Source organism: Acidisphaera sp. L21 (genome assembly GCF_009765685.1).
Taxonomy (GTDB): Bacteria; Pseudomonadota; Alphaproteobacteria; order Acetobacterales; family Acetobacteraceae; genus LMUY01.
The window spans coordinates 63,282-75,345 of record NZ_LMUY01000018.1 but is presented as its reverse complement, the minus strand read 5'-3'; the positions used below and the strand labels follow the sequence as shown (position 1 = coordinate 75,345).

Here is a 12,064-nt window from a genome sequence, read left to right as displayed (position 1 = left end):
CTGATGCGCGGTAGCTTCGGCCGTTCCCTGATGGCGCTGCGGGATAGCGAGAGCGCGGCCCGCGCGTTCGGCAAGGATGTGGCAGTGCTGAAAACGCAGGCGGTGGCGATTGGCTGCGCCATGGCCGGGTTGGCGGGGGCGCTATTCGCATTTCAGGAGGCGTTCATCAACGTCGAAAGCTTCACGTTGGAGCAATCGATCCTGCTGCTGGCGATGGTGATCATCGGCGGCGTGGGCACGCTGGCGGGGCCGCTTGTGGGCGCGGTATTGCTGTTGCTGCTGCCAGCGGCGCTGACGTTCCTGCCGTTTATCCCACCAACCGATATCGGGTCGGTCCAGCAACTGATCTACGGATTGGCGATGACGCTGCTGATGATCTTTCGCCCTGCCGGCCTGGCCGGGCGGCGCTGATGGCGGCATTGTTGACGATCGCCGGCCTGTCGAAACAATTCGGCGGGCGGGCCGCGGTGCAGGGCATGGATATGGAACTGCACCAGGGCGTCATCACCGCGCTGGTGGGGCCGAACGGCGCGGGCAAGACCACGCTGTTCAACATGGTGACGGGAAATTTGATGCCCGATGCCGGGCAGGTGAGCCTGGAGGGGCGTAGCATTACCGGCATGGCGCCGCATCGCGTCGCCCGATTGGGCATTGCCCGCAGCTTCCAGGATCTGCGGCTGTTCACCCACATGACCGTCCGCGACAACGTGCTGGCGAGTATCGAAAGCCGGGCCTGGTTCTGGCAGCCGGGCGCCGGCAAGGCCCGGCGCGACGCGGCCGAGGCAGCATTGGAAAGGACCGGCCTATTGCCCCTGGCGAATGCCCGCGCAGTAGATCTGTCCTATGCCGAGGCGAAATTCCTGTCCCTGGCGCGTATTCTGGCCACCGGCTCACGCATCTGGTTGCTGGACGAGCCGGCTTCTGGACTGGATCTGTCGTCGCGCAGCCGGTTCACGGCGTTGCTACGCGGGGCGGTGGCGGATGGCGTGACGATCTGCCTGATCGAGCATAATCTGGACGTCGTGACTGAGATTTCCGACCGCATCGCCTTTCTGGACCAGGGCTGCAAACTGGCGGAGGGCGAACCGGCGGAGATCATGCAGAACCCGGCCTTGCGCGCGATCTATTTCGGGGAGCGTCGCGGATGAGCGCGGCGTTGGCAGCGCGCGGCCTGGTGGCGGGCTATGCTGGGCGCACCGTGCTGGAGGAGATCGACCTGGTGCTGGAGAAGGGCAAGGTGTTGTGCCTGATCGGCCATAACGGCGCCGGAAAATCCACGCTGATGAAGCTGCTGTTCGGACTGATCCATCCGTCCAGTGGCCGGATCGAACTGAATGGCGTGGTGGTGCGACCGACGCCGGCGGGGATGGCCAAGGCAGGCGTCGCCTATGTGCCGGAGGGTCGGGGCGTGTTCCCCGGGCTGACGGTGGCGGAGACCTTCACGCTGGCCGCCTGGTCCGCCGGGTTGAAGGGCGGGGAGGAGACGGCGCGGACCGACGAGGTGTTGGCCGTGCTGCCAGTGTTGCGCGATACGTGGAAGCGCCGAGCGGGCACGTTGTCGGGCGGGCAGCAGCAGATGGTGTCGATCGGGCGGGCGCTGTTGTCCCGGCCGGAGATTCTGTTGTTGGACGAGCCGTCGATCGGGTTGGCGCCGAAGCTGTTCCAGGATCTGCTGGCCCCAGTGCGCGCCTTGCAACAGCAACGTGGCATGTCGATCCTGTTGGTGGAGCAGAATGTGCATGAGGCCTTCGTGGTCTCCGATGCGGTGGTGGTGATGAAATCGGGCCGCGTCATCTTCGAGGGCGTGCCGGCCGATCTGGCCGACCATGCCAGGTTGATGGAGCTTTTCTGATGACAACCCTGTCCTCGGTTCTGGCGGCGGGTGCTTCCCGCAACCCGCATGGCGCCGCGGTGACGGACGGCACTGGCACGCTGAATTGGGCGGACTTCGCTGCCCGGGTGGAAGGGCTGGCGGCGCAGCTTCACGCGGCCGGGGTGCTGCCGGGTGACCGGGCGGCGCTGTGGCTGCCGAATAGCGCCGACTACTTGGCGGTGATCTTCGCCAATGCCCGGCTGGGTGCGCTGTCCATCCACGTGAACACGCGGTTTCGCGCGTCGGAAGTCGGCAGCCTGCTGCAACGCTCCGCCGCGACGGTGCTGGTGACGGAGTGGGGTTTCGAGCCGGTGGACTTTCCGGCCATCCTGGCGGGGCTGCCAGCAGAGGATAGGGCGGGCCTACGCCTCGTGGTCGGGCGCAATCTGCCCGGCGGCGTGTCGGCGATTGCCGGGGTGCCGGTGCAAAAGCTTGGCGGCAGCGGCACGGTGCCCGATGCGGCGACCCCGGACTCACCCTGCTTGACGTTCACGACCTCCGGCACGACCAGCGGGCCGAAGCTGGTGCTGCACAACCAACGCAGCATTGCTGGCCACGCAACGGACGTGATGCGTGCGATCGGGACGGACCAGCCGGGTGCGGCGCTGCTGTCCGCGGTGCCGCTATGCGGGACGTTCGGCAATGCGGCGGCGATGGCCATGGTGGCAGGGGGCGGCCATGTGGTGTGCATGGACCGGTTCGATGGTGCAGCGGCCGTGGCGCTGATCCGGCAGCATCGCATCACTCACGCCGTGGGTGGTGACGACATGATCGCGCGGATTGTCGCGGCGGCCGGTGGCGAGCGGTTCGCCACGATGCAGCTATTCGGGTTCGCCGCCTTCCATGCCACAGCGACGCTTACGGCAGCGGAGGCGGCAAAGATCGGGCTGGGGCCAGCGGGCGTATATGGCAGTTCAGAAGTGCAAGCGCTGTTTTCGGTTTCGCACGGGGCGAACCGATTGTTTGGCGGCGGCAGGCCCAACTGCCCGGTGGCCGAGGTGTCGGTGCGTGATCCGGAGACGGGGGATGTGCTGGCGCCCGGTCAATCTGGGGAGCTGTGCTTTCGGGCGCCGTCGCTGTTCGTGGAATATCTGGGCAATGAAGCAGCCACGGCAAAGGCGCGGACGGTAGATGGGTTTTTCCGCAGCGGCGATCTGGGCCATATCGACGGCGACAGTTTTGTCTTTGAGGCACGTCTGGGCGACACGCTGCGACTGGGCGGATTCATGGTGAACCCGGAGGAGATCGAGGGTTTTCTGGTGGGCCTGCCCGGCGTGGCCGGGGCGCAGGTGGTGGCGGCGCGCAAGGGCGGTGACAAGGTGCCGGTCGCCTTCGTGACTGCGCATGCTGGTGCCACTCTCAACGAAGCAACCATGATGGCGCAATGCCGCGAAAACATCGCCCGGTTCAAGGTGCCTGCGCGCATCGTACCGGTCGATTCATTCCCCACCACCGATAGCCCGAACGGGCTGAAGATCCAACGCGTGCGCCTGCGTGAAATGGCGGATGCGTTGATGCAGGAGACCGCCGCATGACCGGCCACGCGATGTATGTCGAGGATTTTGAGCCGGGCCAGGTATTCACCAGTTCCGCCCGCACCATCACCGAGGCGGATTTGACGCTGTTCGCCATGCTGTCCGGCGATTGGAACCCGGTGCATGTGGATGAGGAGTTCGCCAAGACCACGTCCTATGGCAAGCGCCTAGTGCATGGGTTGTATGGCCCGGCGATCATGACCGGCTTCATGCAGCAGCTCGGCATTTTCGACGGCAGCGCGATTGCGATGCTGAACATATCCCAACTGAACTTCCTGAAGCCGCTGCTGGTGAACGATACCGTGCATATGCGGCTGACCATCCTGGCGGTTCGGCTGACAAAGGATGGCACGCGCGGCGTGGTGGGACGCAAGTTCGAGTTGGTGAAGCATGGCGGCGAAGTGGCGCAGGAAATGCTGTCCGACGTGCTGGTGCGGCGGCGACCGGACCCGGCGTAGGCCCGGCCTATGGACCCGACGTGCATCCCGGTAATCGTCGGCATCGGGGAGGTGAAGGACCGCCCTGCCGACCCGTCGAGCGGGCAGGAGCCGCTGGCGCTGATGGCCGCCGCGTTGCGCCGGGCGCAGGACGATGCCGGGGCGGCGCTGCTGGAGCGCCTGGATTCGCTGGACGTGGTCAACGTCGTGTCCTGGCAGTACGACGATCTACCTGCGCTGCTGAGCCAGACAGTGGGAGCGCGGCCGGCCAGGCAACGATATGGCAAGGTCGGCGGCCAAACCCCGATTCAGTTCCTGCACGAGGCCGCCCAGCGCATCGCCCGTGGGGAAAGCGAAGTGGCGGCGGTATGTGGTGCAGAGGCAAGTTACACCGCCACCTGGGCTAGACGGAATGGCGTCGCGCTGAACTGGACCGCGGGCGGCAGCCAGGCAAGCAACGGCGCGTGGCTGCCGGCGCGCAACCGGGATTACCTGCATCCATTGGCGCGGGCGCATGGCATCACCGAGCCGATCACCGTGTATCCGCTGTATGAGAACGCGAGCCAGGCTGCTTGGGGCCAGACTCCGGCGCAGGGTCGTACTGAATCGGCAGAACTTTGGACCCGCCTATCCCAGGTTGCGTCGGTGAATCCGATTGCCTGGATGCAACGCGCCGTGCCCGCTGCGGAGATAGCTGCCGCCGGGCCAGCCAACCGCCCCATTGCCTGGCCGTATCCCAAGCTGATGGTGGCCAACCCGGCGGTGAACCAGGCTGCCGCCATTCTGGTGACCAGCCTGGCTGTCGCCCGTTCGGCGGGCGTGCCGACGGATCGGATGATCTACATCCACGGCGGCGCGGCGGCCTCGGAACCGAGGGATTGGATGCAGCGCGACAGCTTCGTCCACGCCGCCGGGCAGGAGGCTGTGTTGGGCGCGATCCTGCGGCAGCTGGATGGGCGGGCGCTTGGCCCGGTGGAGTTGTATAGCTGCTTCCCAATCGTCCCGAAGATGGCGTGTCGCACGCTGGGCCTGCCGGATACAGTGGTGCCGACTACGGCGGGCGGGCTGACGTTCCATGGCGCGCCGTTGAGCAATTACATGACGCATGGCGCGGCTGGCGTCGTTCGTGCGCTGCGGGCGGCGCCGGATGCGCCTGGATTGCTGTACGCGCAGGGCGGCTATCTCACCTGGCACCACGGGCTTGTCCTGGGTGCAGCGCCGGCACCGGCGGAAACAGTGTTTGCGTCGGTCGACGTGCAGGCGGAGGCGGATCGTCGCCGCGGTGCTGCACCGCGCATTGCCGACGCCGCGGAGGGTCCCGCAATCCTGGAGACGTTCACCATCGTGTTCCGGCCGGATGCCAGTATTGCATTCGGCGCCGCCCTGCTACGCCTGGCCGACGGGGCCCGCACGTTGGCGCGGGTGCCCCCGGAGGATCACGCGACGTTGGATGTGCTGATGGATGACGCGGTCAACCCGATCGGCCTCCAAGGCCACGTCGGCCCAGGCGGTGACGGTCTACTACGGTGGCAGGCGTAGTCTACGGCATGTAGGATCCGCTGTTCACGTGGAGGATTTGGCCCGTCATCAATGAACTCGCGGATGAGGCCAGGAAGGTCGCGGTCTGCGCGATGTCGTGCGGCATCGCCATCCGGCCGAGCGGCATCGTTTCGGACGCTGCGGCGATTTCACCCTCCGACATGCCGTAGCGGGGTTGCGCCGTGTCCGTCAGGCCCGGTGCGATGGCATTGACGCGGATGCGGTGCGGCGCCAGTTCCAGCGCCATGGCACGGGTGAGCGAGACGAGGCCGCCCTTGCTGGCGGAGTAATGCGTGCCGCGCACGGCCCCGCCGATGGAGCGGGAGGTGAGGCTGATGATCGCCCCATGCGTGCCGGTCGCGACCATCACGCGGCCAGCGGCCTGGCTGCAGAAGAACGTGCCCTTCAAATTCACGTCCAGCACGTAGTCCCAGTCGGATTCCCGCATTTCCAGCATGGGCACGCGGGGATAGACGCCGGCGTTGTTCACCAGCACGTCCAGCCGGCCCAGCTGCTCGGCAGCCTGCGCGACCATCGCACCGGCTTGCGCCACCACCGACACGTCGCCCTGCAACAGCACGGCGCGACGGCCGAGGGCGCGGATTTCGGCGGCGACTGCCTCGGCGGCTCCCTGGTCGTCCAAGTAGTTGATGGCGACATCCGCCCCGGCCGCGGCGTATTCCACGGCAATGGCGCGGCCGATGCCCTGCTGGGCGCCAGTAACAAGGGCGACCTGTCCGGCGAGTGGTTGGGCACGATTGGGTTCGGTCGGCATGGGGGCCTCTTTCAGTCCAGGGTGAACGCCTCGTGCGCGCCACCGTGCAGCAGCCGTGCCAACAGGCGTTCGGTGTGATCGGCGCCGATCACCGGGATGGCGTAGGTGCGGAATTTGGCGGTGACGATGTCGGAATCCATTGGACGGCCGGGGTCGCCGGGCACGCTGTCGACATGGGTGGTCCAGTCGGTGCCGATCGCCAGGTCGCAACTGCGGACAGTGTCGGGGCGGGTGCGGATCTCAACCAATTCCTCCAGCCGTTGCACCGCCGGGTCATCGAGGTGAGCGTAGGCGGTGGGGGTGAGGTCGCCATGCAGCAATGTCCAGGCCAGGCCATAGGACAGGCTGAACTGGGCCTGGATCGGGCTGTTGGGGTGACGGTTGCCGCAATAGGTTTGGGCTTCCTCGTAGATGGTCAGCACGATGCGGTCGATTGTGGCCGGGTCACGCCGTTCGGCGTGCCAGCGGGCGGCGGCGAGGGCGCCGTAATGCACGTGTTTTACCGCGGCGTAGAATTTCAGGTAGCCCTCCGGCAGTAGCCAGCGGCCCGGTGGTGGCGTGATGGCGGGCAGGTCTTTGCCAAGGGCGAGCGTGGTCGCCTCCGCGATGCTACCTGGCGGGCCGCCCAGCCCGGCGCGGGTGGCGGCCGCCGCGGCCATGCCGAACACGGCGCCATGGCCCACATACATGTTGCGCGCAGTGGAGCCCTTGGCGATCGGGCGATACAGGCTGAACGGGAGGTGGCAGGCGGCATGGTTCAGCGCTGCGACGGTGGCCGCGGGCGTCATCCCGGCGATGCGGCAGGACGCTGCGACGGCGGCGAAGCTGCCCCAGGTGCCGTCCACGTGCATGCCGGGCCGAATGCGATAGGCGATGCCCACGCGCCCGCCGATCTCGAACCCGGCGGCCACCGCGTCCAGCACCTCCCCCAGGGTGGCGCCGGGTGACAGGGCCAGCGCGGCGGGGATGGCGTGCAGCCCCGGACGGCCGTGGGCGGCGGCCAGGCCTTCACATGCCTCGTGCCAGCAGGCGCCGGCCGCGAAGCAGAAGGCGAACGCGTCGGGCGAGAGGCCGTGGTTTAGCCCTGGCAGGCGGAGGGCGCCATCCTGGCCGAGTTCGCGGGCAAGTGCCTGGATCTCCGTCTCCGCCGTGCCGGCGATGGCGCAGCCCAGTGTGTCCAGCAACAGCAGGCGGGTGCGGTGTTCGATGTCGGGCAGGGTGGTGATCGGCGTCGACCACAGCCATTCGGCGGTGGCGAGCAGGGCGGAATCAGGATCCATGTCGCACTCTCCGCCGGGCGTCCGCGGCTGGCAACTGCGGTTATGGCTCGCGGATTGCGGCCTCGATCCGGCGATCCGGCACCAGCCACATCAGCGCCACGGCAGCGTAGACGGCATCGGCCAGCCAGGGCCGCATGAATGCCAGGGCGAACCCGGCCAGATATAACACCGGGGCGATCTTGCCCTTCAGATCGCGCCCGATGACGGCAGCCAGGGGAGAACCTGGGCCCTGGCACCGGATGATCGCGCATTGCATGATGAACCAGGCGGTGGCCGTCAGCAGCAGGGCGGCACCGTAAATGGCGGTGGGAATGGCTGCGCCCGGGTGTTCGCCCAGCCAGTCGGTTGTGAACGGGATGAGCGACATCCAGAACAGCAGGTGCAGGTTGGCCCACAGAACGGCGCCGTTCACGCGCTCGACCAGGTGGAAGAAATGGTGATGATTGTTCCAGTAGATCGCGACGTAGACGAAGCTCAGCACGTAGCCGGCGAATTTCGGCGCCACCTCGCGCAGCGATTCGAACGTTACGTCGTGCGGGGTCTTCAACTCCAGCACCATGATGGTGATGATTACCGCGATCACCCCGTCGGTGAAGGCGGTCAGCCGTTCCTTCGTCACTTTGCGGCGGTCCCTTTCAGCGCGTCGCTGCCCTCAATGGCATGGCCGGCCGGCCGGAACCAGGAGCGTGCGACATGAGGGAAATGGCGCTGGCGAGCCTCACGCGACCGACCAACCGGATCACCTCTCGCCCTGGTGGCGGAACGGCTCGCTAGTCGCGCCCAAAGCAATGCTGTTCTACGAGCCGCTTTTCCTCTTTCTGTTTTTGCCCGTGACGTTTGGGCTGTGCTGGCTGACCCGGCAGTTGGCGTGGATCCGGTTGCCGTTGCTGCTGGTGGCCAGCCTGGTGTTCTACGCCTGGGGCGAACCCGGTTTCGTCCCGGTCGTCATCGCCTCGGCCCTGCTCGACTATAGTCTGGCCAAGTTCATCGCCCGCGGTGCCGGTTGGGCGATGGCGGTGGGCGTGGTGGCGAACCTGGCCATCTTGGTCGTCTACAAATACAGCTACTTCCTGGTGGCCAACGTACTGTCGGTGGCTGCACCTGCCGAGGTCACCTACGTGCCGCGGATCGCCCTGCCGATCGGCGTATCGTTCGTGGTGTTCGAGAAGATCACCTACCTGGTCGACGTAGCCCGGCGCCGCAGCCCACCGGCCAGCAGCTTCGCCCAATACCTGACCTACGTCCTGTTCTTCCCCAAGCTGCTGGCCGGGCCGATCATCAAATACTACGAGATCGAGGCGCAATTCCGCAGACATCCTGCGCCGCGGGAGACGATGGTGCTGGATGGCTTCCGCCGGTTCATGCTGGGCGTGATCAAGAAGGTGATGCTGGCCGACGTGCTGGGCACCGCGGCGGACGCCACGTTCGACTTGCCGCCGATCGGCGTAGGATTTGCCGATGCCTGGTGGGGCGTGATCCTGTTTACGCTGCAGATCTACCTGGACTTCAGCGCCTATTCCGATATGGCGATCGGCCTGGCCAGCATGTTCGGATTTCGCCTGCGCGAGAACTTCGACATGCCCTATATCTCCTGCAGCATCACAGAGTTCTGGCGGCGCTGGCATATCTCGCTCTCCACCTGGATCCGCGACTATCTCTATATACCGTTGGGCGGCAACCGGGTGGCACCTTGGCGGGTCTACCTGAATTTGTGGCTGTGCTTTCTTGCGTCCGGGCTGTGGCACGGGGCCGCTTGGACGTTCCTGTTGTGGGGCGCCTATAATGGCCTGTTCCTTATGCTGGACCGGTTGTTCTTGCTGCGGCTGCTGGACCGGATGCCCCGCGTGCTGGCGAACGCGATCACGTTGGTGATCATCATGGTCGGCTGGGTGGTGTTTCGCGCCGGGTCGATGGCGCAATTGAGGGCGTTCCTGGTGGCGATGATGCATCCGGCGCTACGGGGCGGCACCGTTGGGTGGAATCCGGATACGGTGGTGGCGTTGGTGGCCGGCCTTGCGATTGCCCTGGGGCCGCGCCTGCCGAAAATTAGCCGGGCGGTGGCGGGCAGCATGGCCACCGCGCGCAGCCGGTTCGCCTGGGAGACGGTGACGCTGCTGCTGTTCGCCGTGTCGCTGTGCAAGGCCGCCGCCGATCCGTTCAAGCCGTTCCTGTATTTTCGGTTCTGATCCCGATGCCGCAATGGATCCAGCGACTTCCCGTGCTGCTCGGCATGGGCTTGCTGGTTTGCCCGTGGCTGATCCCGGTCGTGAACTGGATCGGCCAGACGGCTGGACAGCCCGCGCCGCTGATCCAGGAAGGGGCACTGCATGGCGTGGAAAACCCGCTGGAGCCGCCAGTGTATGCCTCTGATGCGCTGTGGTCGCATCAGTTTCGGGAGGCATTTGCGGCCGAGTTCGATCATGACCTGCCAATGCTCACCTGGGCGGTCGAGTTCAAGAACCAGCTTTACTACTGGCTGCTGCATCAGTCGGGCATCGATACCGTCGTTATCGGAAAACACCGGCAGTTGTTGGAGCCGGGCTATGTCGATGAATATTGCTTCCGCGAGCCGCAGGTAATCCTGCGGCATGCGGATGAATGGGCGGCGCAATTGGCGCAGATCCAAGCGTGGTATGCGGCCGAGGGTAAGGTGTTCGTATACGTCATCACGCCGTCGAAAGTGGCCACATATCCGCAATACATTCCCGCCCTGCAGCCATGCCCGGCCCCACCCACCGCTCGGGATGCGCTCGGGCCGCTATGGGATGCCACGCTGGATCGGCATGGCGTGCGATACGTGGACGCTGCGGCACTGACGCGCGCTGCCGCGCCGAATTTTCCGTTCGAGATGTTTCCCCTGGGTGGGACGCATTGGAACGAGGTCGCGGCCACGATGGCGACGCAGGCCGTGATCGACAGCATCAACCAGGCGCCCACGCCGTGGAAGCTGCAGCCCTTTACCTTCACCTGGACGATGGCGCCGCCGGTCGGCATTTCCCGCGACCTGACCGACCTGCTGAACGTCCCGTATCCTCGGCTGGATTGGAAGGCGCCGCAGACGCAGGTGGCGCCGATCCCACCCGCCTGGGGATGCGCGCCGACCGATTTGGCGGTCGTCGGTGGCAGCTTTACTTACGAAATCCTGTGGACGCTGGACAAGCTGCCATGTCCGCCAACCGTCCGATTCTACAGCTATTTCGTGGCCAACCAAGCCATCTACCCGGGCGACATCAGAGGCCCGGTGGTTTCGGACGAACGGGATCGCAAACTGATCGCGGAGTCCAAAATCGTCATCCTGGAGGAAAATGAGGTCCTGACGTTACGATCAAATCATGGTCCACTGCTGTACGATCTGCTTGCCGCCCACAAGGCCATGCTGGAGGCGGACCATCCCCCCAAGCGCTAGGACATGTGCCGCCGATGACCGACGATACACTGGCCGTGCCGCAGGCGGGGCGGCCCCATCCTGGCGCTGCGCCGAAGGCCGGGCCGGAGTTGTATGGCATCCAGATGCTGCGGGCGGTTGCGGCCCTGGCGGTCGTCGCCCATCATGCGCTGGAGGAATCGAACGGGGCCGCCGGGCGCTTCAGCCCGGATTGGCTCACCACGTCCGGTGCATCGGGTGTCGACGTCTTCTTCGTCATTAGCGGCTTCATCATGCTGCACGTGAGCTTCCGCCCTGGGCGCAAGCCGATCGGGCCGGGCAGCTTTCTGTTTCGCCGGGCAACGCGCATCTATCCAATCTATTGGCTGTGCTGCTGCGCCATGTTGGCGGCGTCGGCGCTGGGCATTATGCGCGGCCATCATCCGGGGCTGGGCGATTTGGTGGCTTCGTTCCTGCTGCTGCCGACCGATAATGGACTGCTGGGCGTTGCGTGGACGCTGGTCTACGAAGTCTATTTCTATTTGCTGTTCGCCCTGGCGTTGTGCTTCGGCTCGATCTGGTTGGCGACGGCAGGCGTTACGATCGCGATTGTCGCCGCCATCCAGGCCGCCGGGGCGTGGCCCGGCGGCGTAGGCCAGGCCTTTTTCGCGAATCCCATTCCGTTGGAGTTCTGTATGGGGTTGTGGCTGGCCTGGGCGTTCGGCCAGTGGCGGGCGGTGGGGAAAACGTGGCCGGTGGCCGTCGCGGTGGGCGTGGCGGCATCGGCACTGCTGTTCGTGGCGCCGCTGCTGGTCGGGCATCCCGATACGTCGGGCTTGCCGGGCCTTCCGCGGGTCTTCGCCTGGGGCGTTCCAGCAGCCTTGATGGTCGCCGCCGCACTGCGGATTGGACCGCCGCGCAACGTGGCGGCCCGGTTCGCAGTGCTGCTGGGCGATGCGTCCTACGCGTTGTATCTCACGCATGTCTTCGTGATGCTGGTGTATGCCAAGCTGATCGGGGTGACGGCGCTGGGTCGGGCCGACCAGCGGTTCGTGGTGCCAGTTGTGGTGCTGTTCGCCATTGGTATCGGGCTGGCGGCTCATTTCGTGTTGGAGCGGCCATTGCTGGCGGCGATCCGCCGGGCAACGGGGCGGCAGCCCGGCCACGCGACCCCCGCCTGAAGCGGAGATGGGGTAGTGGTGAAGATGTGGTATCTGCCGTATCAACCCGGGTTCATACTCACATGGCTCGTGCATCGATC

General features: G+C 66.0%; 12 protein-coding genes. 9 read left to right on the top strand and 3 right to left on the bottom strand.

Features of this window, described 5'->3' with window-relative positions; translation table 11 throughout:
* The 6 genes from GSQ76_RS05235 to GSQ76_RS05210 all read left to right on the top strand — a co-directional run.
* The coding region (locus GSQ76_RS05235; protein WP_174247292.1) for a branched-chain amino acid ABC transporter permease at positions 1-411 on the top strand (411 nt) is incomplete at its 5' end.
* A complete protein-coding gene (locus GSQ76_RS05230) occupies positions 411-1,148 on the top strand; it encodes an ABC transporter ATP-binding protein (protein WP_254070249.1) in 738 nt (245 codons plus the stop codon). The genes GSQ76_RS05235 and GSQ76_RS05230, both read left to right, overlap by 1 nt.
* Complete coding sequence (locus GSQ76_RS05225; protein ID WP_158742857.1) at positions 1,145-1,852, top strand: ABC transporter ATP-binding protein; 708 nt, start codon at positions 1,145-1,147, stop codon at positions 1,850-1,852. The genes GSQ76_RS05230 and GSQ76_RS05225 overlap by 4 nt, the downstream gene beginning before the upstream one ends.
* Positions 1,852-3,408, top strand: a complete 1,557-nt coding sequence (locus GSQ76_RS05220; protein ID WP_158742856.1) for an AMP-binding protein — start codon at positions 1,852-1,854, stop codon at positions 3,406-3,408. Before GSQ76_RS05225 ends, GSQ76_RS05220 begins: the two co-directional genes overlap by 1 nt.
* Positions 3,405-3,866, top strand: coding sequence for a MaoC/PaaZ C-terminal domain-containing protein (locus tag GSQ76_RS05215; RefSeq protein WP_158742855.1), 462 nt, complete (start codon positions 3,405-3,407; stop codon positions 3,864-3,866). Before GSQ76_RS05220 ends, GSQ76_RS05215 begins: the two co-directional genes overlap by 4 nt.
* A 9-nt stretch (positions 3,867-3,875) precedes the next feature.
* Complete coding sequence (locus GSQ76_RS05210) at positions 3,876-5,384, top strand: acetyl-CoA acetyltransferase (RefSeq protein WP_158742854.1); 1,509 nt, start codon at positions 3,876-3,878, stop codon at positions 5,382-5,384.
* Between the two features lies 1 nt (position 5,385).
* On the opposite strand, the gene GSQ76_RS05205 is transcribed toward GSQ76_RS05210, so the two are convergent.
* From GSQ76_RS05205 to GSQ76_RS05195, 3 genes are read right to left on the bottom strand one after another with little or no spacing between them, the layout of a single operon-like run.
* Positions 5,386-6,159, bottom strand: coding sequence for an SDR family NAD(P)-dependent oxidoreductase (locus GSQ76_RS05205; protein WP_158742853.1), 774 nt, complete (start codon positions 6,157-6,159; stop codon positions 5,386-5,388).
* 11 nt (positions 6,160-6,170) lie between these two features.
* The gene (locus GSQ76_RS05200) at positions 6,171-7,439 is read right to left on the bottom strand and encodes an MmgE/PrpD family protein (RefSeq protein ID WP_158742852.1); all 1,269 of its coding nucleotides are present in this window, start codon (positions 7,437-7,439) and stop codon (positions 6,171-6,173) included.
* A 40-nt stretch (positions 7,440-7,479) separates the two neighbouring features.
* Positions 7,480-8,058, bottom strand: coding sequence for a TMEM175 family protein (locus tag GSQ76_RS05195; RefSeq protein ID WP_158742851.1), 579 nt, complete (start codon positions 8,056-8,058; stop codon positions 7,480-7,482).
* A 67-nt stretch (positions 8,059-8,125) separates the two neighbouring features.
* Between GSQ76_RS05195 and GSQ76_RS05190 the strand changes: the two genes are divergently transcribed.
* Genes GSQ76_RS05190 through GSQ76_RS05180 form a run of 3 tightly spaced genes read left to right on the top strand, consistent with a single transcriptional unit; the run spans position 8,126 to position 11,984 of the window.
* Positions 8,126-9,625 carry an MBOAT family protein gene (locus tag GSQ76_RS05190; protein ID WP_216850909.1) on the top strand — a complete coding sequence of 500 codons (1,500 nt, stop codon included), beginning with the start codon at positions 8,126-8,128 and terminating at the stop codon, positions 9,623-9,625.
* 5 nt (positions 9,626-9,630) lie between these two features.
* Positions 9,631-10,845, top strand: a complete 1,215-nt coding sequence (locus tag GSQ76_RS05185) for an alginate O-acetyltransferase AlgX-related protein (protein ID WP_158742850.1) — start codon at positions 9,631-9,633, stop codon at positions 10,843-10,845.
* 14 nt (positions 10,846-10,859) lie between these two features.
* A complete protein-coding gene (locus GSQ76_RS05180; RefSeq protein ID WP_158742849.1) occupies positions 10,860-11,984 on the top strand; it encodes an acyltransferase in 1,125 nt (374 codons plus the stop codon).
* Positions 11,985-12,064: the final 80 nt, after the last annotated feature.